Below are 21,078 nucleotides of genomic sequence, written 5' to 3' on the forward strand. Positions count from 1 at the left end.
CGTGAACTTATCTTGGAGAACAAACAATGCTACTAGAAACTTATCAAGCTAAAGGCTTACTGACGGTTACGCTGGTTAACGGTCAAACCAGCGAAGCCGGTGTTTATGCTTATCGTGGTGACCTGGTTTTAAAAGAAGGCACTCTACGTGAAGGTTCAACAACGGACCGTAAACCCCCGGAAGCGCTTTTTATTCACTCGGCTTTATTGATTGAAAATGACAAGATTAAATTTGTCAATGGCCTGTTGCCTACGCTCGATTTACTACCGGTTTTCGTGGAAAAATATAAAGACGATATAGCACCGGATTGCAATGCGTTGGTTTATGTTGAAAATATCGATAAAGGCATGCAAGTTGAGCTGGAAGGCGTCACTTATAAATTAATACCTTTCAAAGAAGGCTTGGTATGGAATGAATTACTGGAAGAGTTGTATATCGAAAAAAGCGAGCTGAAGAATCAATCTCCTGAAAATAAAGTAACCATTGCTTACACAGCAGCCAAATCGTATCAGCCGAAAACACCGTTGCTTTCATTTTCAGAAGCTCAGGAAAACACCATTGTGGTAGTTAAAAAAGCGGCAGTTGGTGCAATTTAAAGGTTATGCATCAGCGTGCTAAAAAATACGTCTGCTCTTACTCCTGGGCAGTTACATTTGGCGTCCTGCTTTCTCGGCCAGGGCGTTTTTTTTGCCTGATGATCTTGCCGGTTGCTTAAAAACGGGTCAATCCAAAATTTGGCAGATAATTTGCTTAATTATTCAGTATCCCAAATTAACTCAAATACAGAGCTGATAAAGGTCGAAAAACGATACACGGAGCAACAACGTCAGTTTTATTGTCAGGTTTAAAACAATCTTTCTATTCTTGAGGAATGACTTTTTAGAGTCATTAATATGATGAAATATAAAACTATCTCTATTACCGATTCTGAAAAGTTAATTAAAGAAATTAATCCCATGATTCTTGATTGCCGGGATTTAAAAGATTACCGGGCGGGGCACCTGGAAGATGCCCTTCATGTCCATGAAGGATTAAAAGATTCTTTAGTCAAGCGCGGCGATAAGCAGCGGTGCTTATTGATTTATTGCTATTACGGTCATGCCAGCGAACATCTTGCCGAATTTTTCTTTGATTTTGGCTTTAAGGAGGTTTACAGCCTGGAGGGCGGTTACTCTGGTTGGAAAGATAAACATTACAAAGCCTGAATAGTGGCTTGGTTACAAAGCAATTATTATTAGCCATACTTGTTAAATGAGGATAGTAAAATGGAAGCATTACCCCGTGAACTGGCTTTGCGTATTGCCTTGGCATCGCGCATTTTGCCAGGTATAGACATACCGTCATTACTGGCGATATTACATGAGCGAGTCGGTTCTCCGCTGGATGATGAAAAATTAAAATCGATTACAGTGACCAATCTTAAGACCGGTTTGGGCAGTCTGGATGGCGAAGAAGATGGTGAAGATATTGGGATTGGTCTTGCCAATATAAAACTGGCGGTGCGTTATCTTTGGGGTGATGAGGCTGAAGATGAAGATTTGCCGGAAATACTACCCTATAAAGACGGTGAAATACCCGATTCTATTCGTGTCGCCATCAGTTCAAACAGTGGTGCATTGATTAACGGGCATTTCGGCTCTTGCATACGTTTTCTGATTTATCAGTTATCACAGAATGATTATAAGCTGGTTGATATACGGTCAACTATTGAAGCCGACAGTAGTGATGACAGAAACCTGTTTCGTGCCAATTTGATTAAAGATTGTCATGTGGTTTTTGTGCAATCTATTGGCGGACCGGCGGCGGCTAAAGTGATACGCGCCGATATTTATCCGATCAAGATTCCTGAGGTAACCGGGGCAGTTGATCAGTTAACCGAATTTCAGAAAGTATTTGCTGCGCCGCCGCCGTGGTTTGCCAAAGCATTGGGGCATTCAGCGGAGGAGCGCGTAAGGTTTACTCATGATGAGGGTTGTTAAGGTGATTTCCTGTGAATAATCTTAAACGATCTTTTACTTAAGTTGATGGACTAATGTATCAGGTCAAATTCTGCCAAAAATGTGGCTTCATCAATCACCCTAACGCCTAATGACCTGGCTTTATCCAGTTTTGATCCTGCATCTTCCCCGGCCACTACACAGCTGGTTTTTTTAGAAACGGAACCGGCTACTTTCGCACCAAAACTTTCCAGCAGTGCTTTTGCATCATTACGTGGCATGTGTCGCAGGGTGCCGGTTAAAACCCAGGTTTGTCCGGCAAGCAGTTGTTGGCCTGCGGGTTCATAGTCGCTATCTTCCCAGTTAACTCCGGCTGCAATTATTTTTGCAATAATATCCCGATTTGTTGCATCTTTAAAAAAATTGACGACATTGGTCGCCATTACCGGACCAATATCAGGTACCTGCATCAGCTCTTCAAAAGAGGCCTTGGTAATGGCCTCCAGATTTTTAAAATACTTGGCGATGCTTTTTGCACCTTCTTCACCGACTTCATGTATGCCTAACGCGCCCAGGAAGGTCCCCAGTTTTGTTTTTTTTGAAGTTTCAATGGAATCAAGCACATTTTGAGCACTTTTCTCGCCTTGTCCTTCCAGATCGGCAATGTCACCAAGTTTGAGGCTATAAATATCGGCAATGGTTTTAAGCGTGCCTTTACCATGAAGCAGCTCAATCAGCTTGGTACCCAAATTAACGATATTCATGAACTTGCGTGAGGCATAATGGCGGATGCGCTCGGCACCTTGAGCTGCACACGTTAAGCCGCCGCTGCAACGAAAAGCCGCTTGTCCTTCGGTTCTTTCGACGGCAGCATGGCAAACCGGACAACGATCCGGCATTATTATTGGCGTCCTGTGGGAGCCTTTGGCTACCACTTTAACTACTTTGGGAATAACATCGCCAGCTCTTTGAATTTCGATATTGTCGCCGATACAAAGTCCCAGACGTTCAATTTCATCCATGTTGTGCAAGGTTGCATTACTGACGGTTACGCCGCCTACAAAAACCGGTTCCAGGCGCGCTACGGGCGTTAAAACACCGGTACGTCCTACCTGAAAATCTACCGATAGCAGTTGGGTAACAACATTTTCTGCGGGAAATTTTCTGGCAACCGCCCATTTAGGGGAGCGGGCAATAAAACCTAATGACGTTTGCAGTTCCAGGGAGTCGATTTTGTAGACGATGCCATCAATTTGCATTGGCAGCTTTTCTCTGGCTTGCTCCATGAGCTGATAATTTGTTTCAAACATCTCAAAGTTACCCGAAAAAGCGTAACAATGCGGATTTTTTCTAAACCCAAAAGTGTGTAAATATTCAAGGATTTCAGAATGACGGGTAAATTGACGCTCGCCTTCATACTCGCCCAAGCCGTAAGGAATAAATTGCAAATCACGTTCGGCGGCAATTTTAGGATTCATTTGCCTGATGGTTCCGGCAGCGGCATTTCTTGGATTAACAAAAACTTTGCTGTTATTTTGAGCCGCCAGTCGGTTAAGTTTCTCAAAAGCAGCTTTGGGCATAAAGACTTCGCCGCGCACCGCCAGTTTTTTTGGTGGATTATTGGTTGCCAGTTTCAGCGGTACGGATTTGATGGTTTTTACCGTGTGAGTCACCTCTTCACCAATCTGGCCATCGCCGCGCGTAGCGGCATAACTTAATAATCCGTTATCATAATGGATGGATATCGCCAAGCCATCAAGCTTGGGTTCACTAAAAATCTCAAGTTCCGAAGGGCTTATATTCAGTTCTTTGGCCGCTTTTTCAAAGAATCCATAGGTCTCTTCCAAACTAAAAGCATTCGCTAAAGAAAGCATTTTTACGGTATGTTCAATTTTTCGAAATTCATCGATTGGTTTTGCACCAACGCGCTGAGATGGTGATTCCGGAGTGACTAATTCAGGATTTTCAGCCTCCATCGCCAGCAGTTGTCTAAATGTTTGGTCGTACTCGGCATCAGAAACAGACGGATTATCGAGAACATAATACTCATGATCCCATTGGTTTATGTTGGCAACAAGATTGTTATAGGCTGGGTTCAATGGGCTATGCAGAAATAGAGGTCAGGGACGTTTTTAAGGGCTCAGGTAAAAAACCTGAACCCTTAAGGATAAAATTTACAAGCTCTGCCGAATGGATTGAACCGTGGCATCAGTTAGCGGCTGTCTGTGATGATCCATGATAGTGCCGTCCAATTCTATGGCTAATAATTGAATCGTATCCAGATAGTCATCAAAAACGGCTTGGGCATCGTCCAACGCGCCTGGCTGCATAAAAAATACCAGTCCCTGACAATAAAATGTGTCCAGATCGCTATTTGGAAAAGTACCCGGTTCAACCATACAGGCAACGCCAAAATCTACCAGTCGATTCGCATCCAGTCGTTCATATATTTTCAGGCTACCATATTCAAGCCCGACAATTCCAAAAGCATTGACTAAATCAATACCATTAAAGCCTTGGTCTGCCTTGGCGATAAGACTGAACTGGATAATGGCAGGAACGGCAACTCGAGGTGGTGGCTCAATATCATCATCGTCAAGTTCAATAGTATTTTCTTCCGGCTCATAAACAGAGTCATCCTGGTCAAAATAATGATGATCAATAGTCTCTGCTGGTTGGTTATCTAGTTTTTCATCATCGACAGGTAACGGTTTATAGCGTTTGCCTTTGGTATCGTGGTCATCATGAAACTCCAGATCTTCCCGAAATTTTTTATTTTTTAAATAAGTCCAGGTCAACATGCCCATAATAATCATTAGGCCCGTTGCTATAATTACAATTCTTAGTAGTTCTTTATCCATTAGATTTCCGCCAGACTCACTGCTTCTTCAATATCAACTGCGACCATCCGGGACACGCCCGGCTCTTTCATCGTAACACCTGCCAATTGTTTTGCAATTTCCATAGTTGCCTTGTTATGAGAAATATACAAAAATTGAATAGATGCCGACATCTCTTCTACCATTTTTGAAAACCGTCCCACATTTGCATCATCCAGTGGTGCATCGACCTCATCCAACAGGCAAAAAGGCGCAGGATTGAGTTCAAAAATTGAAAATACCAGCGCTACCGCTGTTAATGCTTTTTCTCCACCTGACAGCAAATGAATGGAGCTATTTCGTTTGCCAGGCGGCTGGGCAATAATATTTACGCCCGCTTCCAGTAAGTCTTGCTCGGTCAATTGCAGATAGGCTTGTCCGCCACCAAATAGTTTGGGAAATTTCTCCTGCAATCCGGTGTTTATTTTATCGAATGTTTCTTTAAAACGCAGCCTACTTTCTTTATCAATTTTGCTAATTGCCTGATCCAGTATTTGTAATGCCTCAATCAGGTCGGCATGTTGCTCATTAAGAAAGTTCATCCGCGCGGATTGTGACTTGTATTCTTCTATAGCGGTCAGGTTAATTGTCCCCAAGCGTTCAATTTGAACCGATAACTCGTCAACTTGTTTTTTCCAGTGAGGTTCTTCGGCTTGATCGGGCAGGGTCTTTAAAATATCCTCAGCATTTGCATCATTTTCTTTAAGTTGTTCATTGACAGTTTGCTGGCGAACTTTAATTTCCTGTAATTCAAAGCGAATAGTATCCAGTGCTTCCTTTTGTTTGTCCAATGCTCTTTGTTCGCGAGTCTGTTGTTCAGACAGTTGTGTTATATCCGCTTCGATGGTTTCCTGCAACAAGCGCTGATTTTTTAAATCAGCTTCCAGTTCATCTTTGGCTATAATTTGCTGCGCTAATTGTTTTTTTTCTTCATCCAGTGGCGTCAACGTTTGTTGCAGTTTTTTCTCCAAATTGGCAAGCCAGTCAATAGAATGTTGATGTTGGTTTTGCAACCGGTCAATTTGTTTACTGGTTGACGCTTCAGAAGAACGTAACGAGTCAATTTGTGCTTTTATACTGTAAACCTGTTGTCTCGCTTCATTAACGGCACGCTCGATATTATCATGCTGTGCCTGTAAAAGCTGGTTTGATACTTCCAGTTCGTGTTTGTTTTGTTCCTGCTGCGCTAAAATAGCTTCCGCTTCTTCCTGCAATAACCCGGATTCAGCAATACTCTCGGCATTGTCACCCGTTTCACTAAGGATTTCTTCAAGGTCATTAGCTATCTGTTCAAGACGGCGTTGTTGATGTTCCCAGCGCGTAGAGTACGCACTAAATTCCGCACTCTTGATGGCCAACTCCGAACCCAGTCTATTGTCTTGCTGTTGAATAGCTTCGCGCAATATTTCTGCTTCTTTTAAGCCGATTTCGGTATCTGCCAATTGATCTTCAAAGGTCGTTATTTCAACGACTAATACTTCTTGTCGATGTTTTAACAGGCGCAATTCTTTCTCACGCTGTAAAACTCCCACATTACTGTCTTTAGCATGGCTTATTTTTAGCCAATTTTGTCCAAACCAGGTGCCGTCAGGGGTAATAACCGACTCATAGCAGTTTGTATTAACGGACAACGCTCTGGCAGCATCATGATTATCTGCGCAATAAACACCGGTTAGTAAAGCGCTTAAATCCCACGGTGCGTTAACTTTATCCAGCAAGGTAAACTGTCCGTCTTTGACGAGGTATTTTGCAGCATTGTTGGTTTTGGTTTCAAATAGAGTCAGTGATTCATTAGCCAAGCCGTTTAAGCCAGGAATAACAGCATCGGCACTTTCCACACAAATGGCTTCCAGATAGCTTCCCAGAACAGTTTCAACGGCGGTATCCCAGCCTGATTCCACTTCAAGGCATTCAGCCAGTCGTTGGTTTTTGTTAAGATTCATGGCTTCCAGCCAAGTAGCCAATTTTTTATTGTCTTTGCCCATGGCGTGTTGCTGTAATAACTCCAGTGACGTTATTTTACCTTTAATGCCATGACTTTCCGAACGGCGTGTGTGTAGAGTGTCATGTAGCTCTTTTACCTGATGGCGCTGTTCGCGAATTTGCTGATGCAATTTTTCCAGTTGGGCTTGATGATCATCACGCTGAAAACTGATAATCTCAATATCTGCGTCCAGCGTTTCAATATCAGCCTGCAATTGACTGGATGACAGTTCGTTGCGTTCGCTGTGCAATTTATCCATACGGATTTGCAATTGACGATTCTGGTTTGCCAATTGCTGGGTTTTTACCTTTTGTACTTCGGCCTGTTCCTTATATTCTGAACTCATCGTTCGATACGCTTCCCACTGCGTTTGCCATAAGCTCCTTTGTCCCTTGGTATTTTGTTGTTGCTCGACAATATCTTCTTGCCTTTCTTGGGCAATAATCCAGCTTTCTTCGGCTTCCAGTAAAGTTTGTTTTAGCTCATCCAAGGTTTGCAAATCAGATCCAAGCTGGCTTAATGATTGATCTGCCTGCAGCTTGGTACGATTAATTTCAAGCAAGGTTTCTTCATGGCTGGATTCATGATGCTTGATGGCTTGTTGAAGACCACTGACGTCAGCAACCAAGGTGTAATAATCACCTTGAGTTGTATTTAGCTGCTGTTGCCGGATTTTATGTTCAGCACGTTTTGTCTCGATAGCGTTATTAATATCCCGTAACGTCACAAACAGGCGATTATGTTCGGTAGCTACGCCTTGCAGTTTTATTTCCAACTGCTTGGCTGCTTGCTGATAAGCATTCCAGCGCATGGCCAACAACTCCAACTTAAACTGGCGTTCCTGTTTTTTTAGCTCGGTATATTTTTCAGCTTTTTCTGCCTGTTTTTGCAAATGCTTAAGTTGCTTGTCAACTTCTTCGCGCAAATCATCAAGTCGTTCCAGATTTTCGCGGGTATGCTTCATTCGGGTTTCGGTTTCGCTACGCCGTTCTTTATATTTAGAAATACCGGCCGCTTCTTCGATATGCACTCTTAACTCTTCAGGTTTTGCTTCAACCATCCGCGAGATAGTACCCTGTTCAATAATGGCATAACTTCTCGAGCCTAAACCCGTCCCCAAAAACAGATCGGTAATGTCCTTGCGTCGGCAGCGTGAACCATTGAGTAAAAACAAGGATTGGCCGTCACGGCTAACCTGTCTCTTGATGGCAATGGAATTGTATTGCGCATATTCACCGCCCATCTTGCCTGCTGAATTATCAAAAACCAGCTCTACCGAAGCGGTACTGACCGGTTTACGCCCTGATGAACCATTAAAAATGACATCAGACATGCTGCCACCACGCAGATGTTTGGCAGAACTTTCGCCCATTACCCAGCGCACAGCATCAATAATATTGGATTTTCCGCAGCCATTGGGACCAACAATCGCCGTCAAATTGCCGTTAATAGGAATGACTGTTGGATCAACAAAGGATTTAAAACCCGAAAGTTTGATTTTTTCCAGCTTCAAAACAGGGTTTAATCCTATGCCTTAGTTAAATAGCCCAGCATTATCGATGATATTTAGCCGAGTTTCGACTTTTTAATTAACTATTTGGTTTTTAGGCTTAATATTTAGTCGTTCTTGAAATAACCAGTATTTAAAAAAATCTTTAACATATTGGTTTTTAAGTTATTTTTTTGAGGATACAAAGTCTTTTTTTGATTGAGCAAAGAAAAGACATTTGCTTTAGTTAGTCGTACTATGTATTTCATTTTCAATAGCGTCTTGTAATGTCAAGATAAAGGCATTATATGTGAGGGGTATTATTCGACATGTTAAGACTGACATACTCTTGGGCTGGGTACTTACAAACAGTCTTTATTTTCGGCATTAAACTTATCTGCCACAGCTGACGTATAATGGCTTCATTTTATCCGACTGTTTAGATGCCCTCTTCCGATCTTGTTAAACAACTCACCCAGCAATTGCCGCTTTGTCTTAATCAAGACAGGCATGTTTTAAAGCGTCAGCTAGACAGGTTACGGAGTGAAACTCAGAAAGGCAAAAATCCGCTGGAGCAACTTAACGCGTTAGCCGGTCGTCTTGAGAAATCTGTCGCATTAAGAGCCAAGCGACTCGCCAGCATTCCGTCCCTGAATTTCCCCGATTTACCGGTTACCGGTAAAAAAGATGAAATCGCCAAACTTATCAAAGAAAATCAGGTAGTCATTGTTTGTGGTGAAACCGGTTCCGGTAAAACCACCCAGTTACCCAAAATTTGTTTATCTATCGGTCTTGGTGCGGCGGGTTTTATTGGCCACACACAGCCCAGGCGAATTGCCGCACGGACGGTTGCTGATCGTATTGCCGAAGAACTCGGTGAATCGATAGGCAAGTCAGTGGGTTATAAAATTCGTTTTAATGATAAAACGCATGCAGAGTCATTAGTTAAATTAATGACGGACGGTATTTTGCTGGCGGAATCGCAAAATGATCCTTACTTAAGTCAATATGACACCATTATTATTGATGAGGCTCATGAACGTAGTTTAAATATTGATTTTCTGCTGGGGTATTTAAAATGGCTATTGCCAAAACGCCCTGATTTAAAGGTGATTATCACCTCGGCCACTATTGACCCACAACGTTTCTCTACCCATTTTAATAATGCGCCGATTATTGAAGTGTCAGGGCGAACTTATCCGGTTGATATGCGCTATCGTCCTATCGAACAAAAAGAAGAGGATGACAACCAATCTGCACGTACAGCCCTTGATGAAACTAGCGATGATCTGCAAAATGCAATACTGGATGCGGTTGATGAACTGTATCGGGATTTACGCGGCGATATACTGATTTTTTTAAGTGGTGAACGGGAAATCAGGGAAACGACTGATTCCTTAAAGAAACACCATCCCACGCAATATGAAATTTTGCCGCTGTATTCAAAACTCAGTGTTAGCGAGCAGGAGCGGGTGTTTAAGCCGAAAGGCGGAAAAATACGTATTGTACTGGCAACCAATGTCGCCGAAACCTCGTTAACGGTTCCCGGTATCCGTGGTGTAATCGATACGGGTCATGCACGTATCAGTCGCTATAGCCATCGCAGTAAAATCCAGCGTTTGCCGATTGAACGTATTTCGCAGTCCAGTGCCAATCAAAGGGCAGGGCGGTGTGGTCGGGTTGCCGAAGGCATTTGTATCCGGCTATATTCGCATGATGATTATCTGGCCAGATCTGAATTTACCGAGCCGGAAATTATGCGTACCAATTTGTCTGCGGTTATTTTGCAGATGACGGCATTAAATCTGGGTGAAATTGAAGATTTCCCGTTTTTGGAACCGCCTGAAGATAAAATGATTCGGGATGGTAAAAATGTATTGCATGAAGTTAATGCCTTGGATAAAGCCGGGAAGCTGACTGACATAGGTAAACAGTTAGCCAAATTTCCGACTGATCCCAAATTGGCGCGTATGTTGATAGCAGCAGCGCACGAGCACTGCTTAACCGAAGTGGCCATTATTGTATCCGCGTTAAGCGTACAGGATCCGCGTGAAAAACCGGCGGATAAAATGCAGCAAGCGGATACCAAGCATGTGGCTTTTCGTCATCCTGAATCTGATTTTTTAACGGTACTGAATATCTGGAATACCTTTGAAGAACAGAAGAAACATCTGTCCAACAGTAAACTGCGTAAATATTGTAGCGATAATTTTCTGTCCTACATCAGAATGCGTGAGTGGTTTGATATTCATGCCCAGATTATGCAGGTGATTAAAGGTGATTTAAAAATGCACCCGAATACCGATGATGCCGGTTATGAAAAAATTCATCGCGCCTTGTTGCCGGGCTTGTTATCCAATATTGGTTTTCGGCATGAATCTCACGAGTATTTGGGTGCACGCGGTTTAAAATTTTTTATTTTCCCGGGTTCGGGGCTACACAAACTAAAACCCAAGTGGATTATGGCTGCAGAGCAGGTTGAAACCAGCAAGGTTTATGCCCGTAATGTCGCCAGAATTGAACCTGAATGGATAGAGCAATGTGCGGCGCATTTGGTCAAGCATAACTATTATGATCCGCATTGGGCAAAAAAGTCGGCGCGTTGTATGGTGTCGGCAAGAACCTTGTTATATGGCTTAACTTTGCAGGCAGGGCGTAAAATTCCTTATGATCATGTTGATCCTAAAGCTGCCAGAGAGATTTTTATTCGTTCGGCGTTGGTTGATCATGATTATCACAGTAATGCACCTTTCTACATCGCCAATCAAAAATTGCTGGAAGAAGTGGGGATTATTCAGCATAAAGGTCGTCGGGTTGATCTGGTGGCTGACGAGCAGTGGCTTTATCAATTTTACGATAACAAACTGCCGCCCGAAATTGTTAGTGGTGTTGCTCTGGATACCTGGCGAAAAACAGTCGAGCGTGCTAATCCCAAAATTCTGTTTTTAACCAAGGAAGATTTAACACGTGAAGAAGAGGAAGATTATGTTAATGAATGGGATTTTCCCGATAGCAAAAAAATAGGTAATTTGACTCTCCCGTTACAATACCGTTTTGAACCGGGACATGATGAAGACGGCGTAACAGTAATTATCCCTGTGCATCAGTTAAATCAGCTATCTCAAGCGCCTTTTGAGTGGCTGGTACCGGGTTTGTTGGAAGAAAAATGTGTTGCCTTGATTAAATCCCTGCCCAAGCAAATCAGAAAACATTTTGTCCCGGTGCCGCAAACCGTAAAGCAATGTCTGGAAATTGAACCTGATTTTAAAGGTACATTGCAGGAATGGTTAGGTAATCGGCTGCGGAAATTAACCGGTGAAGCGATTCCATTGAATGCCTGGAATTTGGATGGGTTGACCGACCATTTGAAAATGAATTTTAGAGTCGTTGACGATCAGGACAAACTGCTTGATTACGGTAGGGATTTAAAAAAATTACAGCTTAAATATACGACTAAAGCCGAGCACAGTTTTGACCAAATAGCCGCTGATGAGCTGAATTATACCGGTTGTATTCAATGGGCGTTTGATGACCTTCCCGAGACCTGGCAATTTATCCAGAAGGGACAAAATTTTATTGGTTTTCCGGCCATTATTGATGAAGGCGATGCTGTTGGTGTGCGTATTTTTGATACAGAGCAGAAAGCGGCATTGCAGCACCAAAAGGGTTTGATGCGCTTACTTAAGTTGCAATTACGTAAAGAATGCACTTATATCATCAAAAATATGCCACAGTCGGCAGCAGTAGAATTAACCTATAATCGTTTACCCAAGCACCCGATTTTATCGTTATTAGTCGGTGAAAATGGCGTAGCGAGTACCTCGTATAAAGAAGATATGTTGTATTTGATTTTATACAGTGTATTTATTGAGGGTCAATCCATACGAACCCAACAGGCATTTGAGCAAAGTTTGCAACAACACAAGCCCGAGTTGATTGGCATCGGCAATGATGCCGGAAAAACAGCTTTGGAGATTATGGAACTTTATGGCGTAATAAAAAAATGCATGGAACGAACCCTGCATGCCAATGATCCCCTGGCAAAAGATATTAACGAGCAATTAAACTTACTCATTTATGCAGGATTTATTCGTAATACGCCTTATCAATGCCTTAAAGCCATTCCTCGCTATCTAAAAGCAATACAATATCGCCTTGATAAGCGAGATCATAATCTCCAAAAAACCCAGGAAGTCACTCGGTATTCAGTACGTTTTTGGAAGGATATCGAGAAAAAAGCCAAAAAAGACTGGGTCATTCCAGAGCAAGACCCGTTTCGTTGGGCTATTGAAGAGCTCAGGGTTTCACTGTTTGCCCAGCAACTTAAAACCGCTTACCCGGTTTCCGTAAAACGCATGGATAAATTGTGGGATGAACACGGATAAATTTTAAAAGATTCTCACCACGAAGACACGAAGGACAATAAATATAACGTCGTCTCTTCGTGGCGAATAATTGCCTGTATGTCGATATTCACGCTTGGCTAATTTATTACCGTAGTTAACACTTGATAAGTGTTTGTACACAGAAAAAATCAATGACTTACAATAGCTTTTATTTGTGTGCTTAATTGCCGCATTTTTGCTGAAAATAAACTTGTAACTCATTGATAAATTTTAATAACTATCAGGTTGTCGTGTTTTTGTACAATTTAACAAAACTGTAATAAAAACGGCAGTTAAGAGTTGGATATCACAATCTATACACAGAGTTATCCACAGGTTTTGTGGGTAACTGACAAAGCACTTGTTTTAACAGGTAAATCCGGATTTTTCTTATCCGGATTTACGCGGTGAAAATAACATATCAGGTTATTTGTACATAAAATAAATCAATGACTTAACATCTGATTGGGTAGTCTTACTGACGTTTTTTTAAGCCTGTAGCTAGTAATAAAACCAACGTTCCCCAAAGTAAGCCAGGTATTAGCCAAAACCAGTTTTGATAAAAAGTAACCGGTGGAGTTTTAAGGTAAGGGACTTCGTATAAGCCTGCCCATGGCTGATGTATCGGTGATTGTTCCAGGATTTTCCCCGATGCCAGTGATACAGTCGATACACCGGTATTGGTGACACGTAATACGGGTCTTCGAAATTCTATGCCGCGTGCCAATGTCATGTACATGTGTTGATAGGGTTCTTGCCAGCTACCGTACCAGGAATCATTGGTTACATTGACGATAAACTGCGCGCCCAATTGAGCCAGCGAGCGTGAAAATCCGGGGAACAGACTTTCATAACATATTTGCGCGCCCATTTTATAACCATTCCAGTTTAACAAACGGGTAGGTCCTGCGCCTCTTGCAAAATGACCGGTTTGCGGCAACCAGTCTCTGATTGCCGGGAAAAATTGTTCGCCGGGTATGTATTCACCAAAGGCCAACAAAATAGTCTTGCTGTAATGAGGCGGCACAATTTCGCCATTATTGTTTAATACGAACAGGGAGTTGGTAATTAATCGGGATTGTTCATCAACACTGTACGCCCCGGTAATAAGCGGCAGTTGTTTTTCATGAAGAAATTCAGCCAGCGCTATTGGCAAGGCATTGTCTATAAATTGCTCACCTAATAGCCCGGGAAAAGCGGTTTCCGGCCACATGGCAAAATCTATTTTTTTATCTTTATGGCCATTAAGAGCATTATTCGTTAGTGTTATATAACGATTGAGAATTTCTTTGCTGTAGCCTTTACCTAATTCAGCGGCCATTTTTTCTGAATTCTCTGTACTTGCCTGAATGAGTAATGTTGTAAAAGTAGCATCTGGTTGTGGCAATCTTGCTTTAAGCCATAGACCGCCCATGTTCAACAGAAGAAATCCCGCAATAACTGCCGCTAATATTATTTTCCCCGAGTTTTGTCGGCGCTTTTGCCAGGCAATATAAAGCGGCAAATTACAAAGTAAGGTTGCGGCACTGAGTCCGCTAAAACCAATAAACTCAGCCCATTGGTAAACCGGTATATTCGCTCCATACCAAGAGTAACCAAAGTTCCAGTCAAACAGGGTGAATGAGTAAGCTTCGCATAAAATAGTGATGATAGCCATCAATCCCAGCGATAGACGTTCCGGCCATTTAAATTTTCGCTGCCCTAAAAGCCAGAGTAGCCCTGCTAATGGCACATATAAATGCGCTATTAATGCGTAGAACAGCATTCCAAATACAGCAACGGGCCAGTCCAGATGAGCAAACTCATGGAGTAGATAGGTAACCCAGTTAAAACCAATCAAGGTAAATACAAAAGCAGTGATCAAGCCGCCAAGGATTACGTCTTTAAGTTGCGTTTGTTGATTCCAGAAAAGCCATAGTGGCACAAAACAAAATAATGAAGCCCAGGGTGGGAAAGGGATATAACTGGTACCAATCAGAATGCCGGACAGGACAGGAAGTAACCAATGTTTTGGGTTGGCGGGTAATACGTTATTCATAGGGGATATAAAGGGGTTATGTGTTCTTGGGGTGTTTTTGGCGGACTATCTCAACTTTTCTTGAGATTACCGCTTTTATTTGACGGTGTGATGACAGTCTTGTTTTTTGAATTTTTACGGCATGTTATGTTGTTAATGGTGTAGCAAGTTTTAGCATCATCACGACAAACTAGTGCGTAACATCAAGGCTTAAGTTTAACGCTGAAAAACAAGAAAAATTTCCTTTATGGGATAAAAATTACAGAATTCTTTCCATGAAATATTATTTATTTTTATTCTGTTGTCACACAAAATTCATCAAACGGTAAAATTCTTTTAATAAAAAGTCGTTATACTTTTATGAATATCAGGAAAGTGTTTTACTGAGATGTTGCAGATTGTAGGGAAGTTATAACTCAATCATTAAATATTAGTTACGACAAGTTGCTAGAGTAAATTATTTATCTTGCAAGATCATTATGATCAAATTAATCCCCCCTGATATATCACTCAAAAGCCGCTGTTCAGCGGCTTTTTTTTGTGCTGATTAAAGCTGCGTGTTAATTATTATGAATCTCGGCATATAATGCCCGGTATTCATCACTTAGCTTATGGTTGGGAACATAATGTACTAACGGCTGCGATACCGTATGGGATTCTCTGACTTTAATTGACGGAGAGATCATTGAGGCAAGGACAGGGAGTCCTTCTGCGATAAGTTCGTCAACTAACTGGCGGGGTAAATTGGCCTGTTTTTGGAATTGATTAACGATAATACCCTCAATCTCAAGGCTTTGGTTATGATCGGCTTTGACTTCTGTTACTGCCAGCATCAGGGTATATAGCGCTTCTCTGGCAAAAGTGTCGCAATCAAAAGGGATTAAACATTTTTCGGCAGCGATTAAGGCAGATTGGCTATAAAAATTAAGAATAGGTGGCGTATCCATATAAATGGCATCGAAGCCTTCCAGTTTTTCCAAGGCTTCTTTTAATTTAAAAATTTTAAACCGCGATTCCAAACGACCTTGCAAGGGTTCAAGGTCAGGATGTGAAGGGACAACAAACAGGTTGGGAAAAGGCGTTTCATGGATGACCGCGTCAAGTCCGGCATTATTATTGTTTCCGAACAGGGAAAGACTCAAGCAATCCTTAAAGAAAAGCGCAATGGTCTTGTCGCTTTCGCTAACTTTGTGGCCTAACAGATAGTGCGTAGAATTACCCTGAATATCCAAATCAATAACCAGGGTGCGCTTACCCTCCATGGCACTAATGGCGGCTAAATTACAGGTAATCGTTGATTTACCAACACCGCCTTTCTGGTTAAAGATAACTCTACGCATGTTATTTCCTGTGTAATCAAATAGATAAAAGCCGTATTATAAACCCTGAACCGGTAATATCAAATGCGTATAAAAGTGGTCGCATGACAGGCTGGACACTCAGGGATTTCACTGGTTGTTTTAAAGGCTATTTCTTTACCACAGTCATCACAAATAAAGGTACCGGGTACGGTAATGTCACCGCTATGATAAGTATGTGTTTCGGCTAACTGTTTTAATTTTTCCAGTTCCAGACGGGTTTTGTCAGCAACGCTTAAAAAAGCGTCCAACGTGAAGTTTTCAATTAATTCAATATCAAATTTAAACCACTCCGATAGTGAATCCTTATCTTCCTTGTTTGACAGGCCATGGGCAGCAGTTTCAATATCACGTTTAATATAGCCTGAAAGTTTGTTCAGTTCATCAGTAGTCAAGTCACTAGTTTTGCTGGTTTTTTCTTTTGAAATTTCTAATGCTTCGGCAAAAGAATGTAGTGTATTCTCCATGGTTTCATGAAGATGCTTCATGAAATCGGAATAGGCGGCGATCAATTTATTTTTATTCATGGTTCAACTCCTGAAAAATGGCGCTTTAGATTTAAGCAACTGTGCGGTATTCTAACGCTTTTGACCGGTAAAAGACGAGAAGGATGCAAGAAAATTATCAACCGCTCGCTATTGAGCAAGAAGTGCAAGCAGCATGGGAAGCTTCAGGGGTATTTAACGTCTCGGAATCTGCTACTCAGGAAAAGTATTATTGCTTATCCATGTTCCCTTATCCCAGTGGTAAATTGCACATGGGTCATGTGCGTAATTACACTATTGGCGATGTCATCAGTCGCTACCAACGCATGCTCGGGAAGAATGTTTTGCAGCCTATGGGCTGGGATGCTTTTGGACTTCCCGCAGAAAATGCGGCGATGCAACACGGTGTTCATCCTGCTGACTGGACGTATGAAAATATCGATTATATGCGCGATCAGCTTAAGCGACTCGGCTTTGGTTATGATTGGAGTCGCGAATTAGCGACTTGTGATCCTGAATATTATAAGTGGGAGCAATGGTTTTTTCTTAAATTGCTGGCCAAAGGTTTGGTTTATAAAAAAACCGCACCGGTCAACTGGTGTCCAAATGACATGACAGTTCTGGCCAATGAGCAGGTTATTGATGGTTGCTGCTGGCGTTGCGATACACAAGTTGAGCGCAAGGAAATCGCGCAGTGGTTTTTAAAAATCACGGCTTATGCCGATGAATTACTTGCTTCACTCGAAGCATTGGATGGTTGGCCGGAACAGGTTAAGACCATGCAGGCTAACTGGATAGGGCGTTCTGAAGGTGTGGAAATGGATTTTCCGGTAGTGGGTATGGATCAGCCCTTGCGGATTTATACCACGCGCCCGGACACCTTAATGGGGGTAACTTATCTTGCCGTTGCTGCTGAACATCCATTGGCGTTAAAAGCTGCCGAAAGCAATGATGATATCAGTGTGTTCATTAACGAATGCAAAATGATGGAAACTTCTGAAGCGGCCATGGAAACCATGGAAAAGCGCGGCATTGATTCCGGTATTAAAGCCTTACATCCGATTTCCGGTGAGCAAGTGCCGGTTTGGATAGCCAATTTTGTATTAATGGGTTACGGCACTGGTGCCGTGATGGCGGTACCTGCTCACGATCAACGTGATTTTGAGTTTGCACAAAAATATGGTATTGCCATTAAGCAAGTGATATTTGCTGATGATGTTGAAAATGCCGGCGATTGTGCAGAAGAGGCTTATACCGCCAAAGGGCTATTGCGTCATTCAGGTGAGTTTGATGGCTTAACTTCAGAACAGGCCTTTGTGGCTATTTCCAAAGCCTTGGAAAAAGACCAAAAAGGTGAGCGAAAAACCAATTTTCGTTTACGTGATTGGGGTGTTTCCCGTCAACGCTATTGGGGCGCACCGATCCCTATTATTTATTGCGATGCTTGTGGCACTGTGCCTGTGCCGGAGCAGGATTTGCCGGTGCAATTGCCGCGAGATGTAGTGCTTGACGGTTCACAATCGCCTTTGGTAGCGCACCCGACTTTTTCCCACGTTGCCTGTCCGTCTTGCGGTAAAGCAGCGCGCCGCGAAACTGATACCTTTGATACCTTTATGGAATCGTCCTGGTATTTTGCACGGTTTGCCGGTAATAACTCGGACACTATGCTCGATAACAGTGCCAAATACTGGTTGCCGGTTGATCATTATATTGGCGGTATTGAACATGCGATTTTGCATTTGTTATACGCGCGGTTTTATACCAAGTTATTACGTGATGAAGGTTTGTTGGTCTGTGACGAGCCTTTTAAGAAATTATTGACACAAGGTATGGTGCTAAAAGACGGTACTAAAATGTCCAAGTCCAAGGGCAATACCGTTGATCCGCAAGGTTTGATTGACCAATATGGCGCGGATACCGTGCGTTTGTTTATTATGTTTGCAGCACCCCCTGAACAATCCCTGGAATGGTCTGATAGTGGTGTTGAAGGCGCGTTCAGATTTTTGAAAAGACTTTGGAAACAGGCCTATTTACATAGTGAAGCGGGCGGATCTACGCAAGCACTTGATAAATCCTCTTTAACCGAAGAGCAGCAAACTGTTCGCCGGCAGGTGCATCAAACTATCCAAAAAGTCAGTCATGATATTGGTGTGCGTATTATTTTTAATACCGCGATTGCCGCCAATATGGAATTGGTCAATACCTTATCCAAATTTACCGATACTTCCGATAATGGCAAAGCCATACGTCAGGAAGCCTTGGAAGCGATTGTCTTAATGCTGGCACCAATAGTGCCACATATATGTGATCAACTTTGGAAAGATTTAGGCCATGAGCAAGCGGTGGTTAGCGTATCATGGCCTGAACTGGATAGTACTGCTTTAGAGCAGGATTCAATCGAGATGGTGATACAGGTTAACGGTAAATTACGCAGTAAAATTTCTGTTTTGGCAACGGCTTCAGTAGATGAAATCAAAGCAATGGCGTTGAGTGATGAAAATGCCCTGCGCTTTATTGAAGGCCAGCCCGTAAAAAAAGTGATCGTTGTGCCTAAAAAACTGATTAATATTGTCGTTTAAATTATACTCCGCGCGGTCATGTTTACGGAATTTATGATCGAGTTATTTTATTCGAGAGCAAGGTGCAAAAACAGGCGCATAGCTAGCTATGTAACTGTTTTTGCAACGCAGCTATGGGATAAAATGGCCGATCAGAAAACCGAAAATGTGACCGCGTGGAGTATATATGTAGGGCGATTTTGGTTGCCCTTTAAAAAGATTGGTGGGTGACTTTGTTGCCCGCTAATTGATTGTTTTAATGGAGTTGTGTGTGCTGGTAAAAAAAATGCTTATCTTAACTTTCGCTTTGTTGGTAAGCGCTTGTGGCTATCATTTACGGGGTGCTTTGCAGCTGCCTGCAGGTCTTAAAAATGTTTATTTGGAGGGGGGCTCAGGACAGTTACGCGAACAATTTATACGTGCGATGGATATCTCTTCTGTGCCAATGGCAAGTTCTCCTGAGACGGCAGGTCTGATTGTCAAAATATCCGGCGAAGATAGTGAACGCAGGGTGTTATCACTGGGTGCCGGAGGGGCCGCTAACGATTTTGAATTGGGCTATCGTTTTGATTTTGAATTGGTTGGTGCTAACAATCAACTACTGATGGCGCGTGAGCCTGTCGAAATCAAGCGTGAATATTATAATGATCAGTTGGCTGTTATTGCACAAGGTAACGAAGAATTAGTGATACGTAACGAAATGTATCAACAAGCCGTACGTACAATTGTTAACCGTGCCAGAATGCTGTTGGGAGCCAAGCCCAAATAATATGCGCATTAAGCCTGAACAATTAAGTGCCGATCTACAAAAGGGTTTGAAGCCGGTGTACTTTATCAGTGGCGATGAGCCATTGCAGTTAGGTGAAATGGCCGATGGAGTAAGAAAGTCAGCAAAAAAAGCAGGCTTTGACAGCCGTGAGATTATTTCAGCGGAAACAGGATTTGAATGGAATCAGTTGGCATTTACGGCTGATTCTTTATCTATTTTTGCGGATAAAAAAATTATTGATTTACGATTGCCATCGGGTACTCCAGGAACAGAGGGCTCTAAAGCGTTGATTGCTTATTGCCAACGAGTACCTGAAGACACTTTATTACTCATTACTGCGGGGAAAATAGCCGGTAGTGCATTAAAATCCCGTTGGTTTGAAGCGCTGGATAAAGTGGGTGTTGTTATTCAGGTTTGGCCATTGGAGGGTCAGGATTTAATCCGTTGGCTACAACAAAGAATGCAGCAACGCGGATTACACGCTGAAGTAGAGGGTTTGCGAGTATTGGCATCCAGAGTTGAAGGAAATTTACTGGCTGCCGCTCAGGAAATAGAAAAGCTTTACGTGCTTTACGGAACCGGTAACCTCAGTAATCAGCAGATTTTAGAGGTGGTCGCCGATAGCTCAAGATACGATGTATTCAAACTGATGGATAGTGTCTTGTCCGCCAGCATCAATCGTATCTTCAAAGTATTGTCAGGCTTGCGATCTGAAGGTATTGCCTCGCCGATTGTCCTGTGGGCTTTGACACGTGATGCCAGGTTATTAATAAAAATAAAACTGGCGTTGTCTCAAGGACAAAATAAAGACGTCGTGTTTAAAAACAATCAAATCTGGGATAAACGTAAGCAACTGGTCTGTAACGCCTTGAACAGGCTTGGTAATAGCGATTTAAATAATATATTGGTACTTAGTGCCAAGGCCGACAGACAAATCAAGGGGCAAGAACAAGGTGATGCATGGGAAACCTTGCTGGCTATTTGTTTGCTGTTCGCCTCAACACCGGTTATGGCTTATACCGACTAAATGAATATATACAGATTGGTGCAGATTTAAACTGATGTGATAAAGCAATTTGAGTTGATGCATGGTTAACGCTTGGTATAGCACAAGTTATTGGTATTATTTTTAAAGAGTAGATTGTCTTATTTTTGTACAATCTAACAAAACAGTAATAAAAGCGGCCGTTAAGCGCCTTATGTAACCGTTAATACAC

General features: G+C 42.4%; 13 protein-coding genes. 7 read left to right on the plus strand and 6 right to left on the minus strand.

The features are described from left to right. Positions 1-26: 26 nt before the first annotated feature. From N7974_RS02010 to N7974_RS02020, 3 genes are all read left to right on the plus strand, one after another. Complete coding sequence (locus N7974_RS02010; protein ID WP_262964016.1) at positions 27-596, plus strand: hypothetical protein; 570 nt, start codon at positions 27-29, stop codon at positions 594-596. Positions 597-896: 300 nt separating this feature from the next. After that, positions 897-1,205, plus strand: a complete 309-nt coding sequence (locus N7974_RS02015) for a rhodanese-like domain-containing protein (protein ID WP_262964049.1) — start codon at positions 897-899, stop codon at positions 1,203-1,205. 60 nt (positions 1,206-1,265) lie between these two features. Next, on the plus strand, positions 1,266-1,979 hold the full coding sequence (locus N7974_RS02020; RefSeq protein ID WP_262964017.1) for a dinitrogenase iron-molybdenum cofactor biosynthesis protein: 714 nt from the start codon (positions 1,266-1,268) through the stop codon (positions 1,977-1,979). 50 nt (positions 1,980-2,029) lie between these two features. Here the strand turns inward: N7974_RS02020 and ligA are convergent, their stop codons facing one another. The 3 genes from ligA to smc all read right to left on the minus strand — a co-directional run bounded on the left by ligA (position 2,030) and on the right by smc (position 8,313). Next, positions 2,030-4,036 (minus strand): NAD-dependent DNA ligase LigA, encoded by a 2,007-nt coding sequence (gene ligA, locus N7974_RS02025; RefSeq protein WP_262964018.1) that lies wholly within the window; start codon positions 4,034-4,036, stop codon positions 2,030-2,032. A gap of 75 nt (positions 4,037-4,111) precedes the next feature. Further along, positions 4,112-4,798 carry a cell division protein ZipA C-terminal FtsZ-binding domain-containing protein gene (locus N7974_RS02030; RefSeq protein WP_262964019.1) on the minus strand — a complete coding sequence of 229 codons (687 nt, stop codon included), beginning with the start codon at positions 4,796-4,798 and terminating at the stop codon, positions 4,112-4,114. Beyond that, positions 4,798-8,313, minus strand: coding sequence for a chromosome segregation protein SMC (gene smc / locus N7974_RS02035; RefSeq protein WP_262964020.1), 3,516 nt, complete (start codon positions 8,311-8,313; stop codon positions 4,798-4,800). Before smc ends, N7974_RS02030 begins: the two co-directional genes overlap by 1 nt. A 419-nt stretch (positions 8,314-8,732) precedes the next feature. On the opposite strand from smc, the gene hrpA reads away from it, so the two are divergent. After that, positions 8,733-12,674: an ATP-dependent RNA helicase HrpA gene (gene hrpA / locus N7974_RS02040; RefSeq protein ID WP_262964021.1), complete on the plus strand. Its 3,942-nt coding sequence runs from the start codon at positions 8,733-8,735 to the stop codon at positions 12,672-12,674. A gap of 475 nt (positions 12,675-13,149) precedes the next feature. Here hrpA and lnt read toward each other — a convergent pair whose 3' ends face one another. From lnt to N7974_RS02055, 3 genes are all read right to left on the minus strand, one after another. Further along, positions 13,150-14,712, minus strand: a complete 1,563-nt coding sequence (lnt, locus tag N7974_RS02045) for an apolipoprotein N-acyltransferase (RefSeq protein ID WP_262964022.1) — start codon at positions 14,710-14,712, stop codon at positions 13,150-13,152. Positions 14,713-15,251: 539 nt separating this feature from the next. Next, on the minus strand, positions 15,252-16,031 hold the full coding sequence (locus N7974_RS02050) for a ParA family protein (RefSeq protein ID WP_262964023.1): 780 nt from the start codon (positions 16,029-16,031) through the stop codon (positions 15,252-15,254). Between the two features lie 59 nt (positions 16,032-16,090). After that, positions 16,091-16,576: a zinc ribbon-containing protein gene (locus N7974_RS02055; RefSeq protein ID WP_262964024.1), complete on the minus strand. Its 486-nt coding sequence runs from the start codon at positions 16,574-16,576 to the stop codon at positions 16,091-16,093. 83 nt (positions 16,577-16,659) lie between these two features. Here N7974_RS02055 and leuS point away from each other — a divergent pair, with 83 nt between their 5' ends. The 3 genes from leuS (at position 16,660) to holA (ending at position 20,888) form a co-directional block, all read left to right on the plus strand. Beyond that, positions 16,660-19,113, plus strand: coding sequence for a leucine--tRNA ligase (gene leuS, locus N7974_RS02060; RefSeq protein WP_262964025.1), 2,454 nt, complete (start codon positions 16,660-16,662; stop codon positions 19,111-19,113). A 265-nt stretch (positions 19,114-19,378) separates the two neighbouring features. Further along, positions 19,379-19,861 (plus strand): LPS-assembly lipoprotein LptE, encoded by a 483-nt coding sequence (locus tag N7974_RS02065; RefSeq protein ID WP_262964026.1) that lies wholly within the window; start codon positions 19,379-19,381, stop codon positions 19,859-19,861. 1 nt (position 19,862) lies between these two features. Beyond that, positions 19,863-20,888: a DNA polymerase III subunit delta gene (holA, locus tag N7974_RS02070; RefSeq protein WP_262964027.1), complete on the plus strand. Its 1,026-nt coding sequence runs from the start codon at positions 19,863-19,865 to the stop codon at positions 20,886-20,888. The last annotated feature ends 190 nt before the right edge of the window (positions 20,889-21,078 follow it).

The organism is Methylobacter psychrophilus, from assembly GCF_025583945.1.
Classification (GTDB): Bacteria; Pseudomonadota; Gammaproteobacteria; order Methylococcales; family Methylomonadaceae; genus Methylobacter_C; species Methylobacter_C psychrophilus.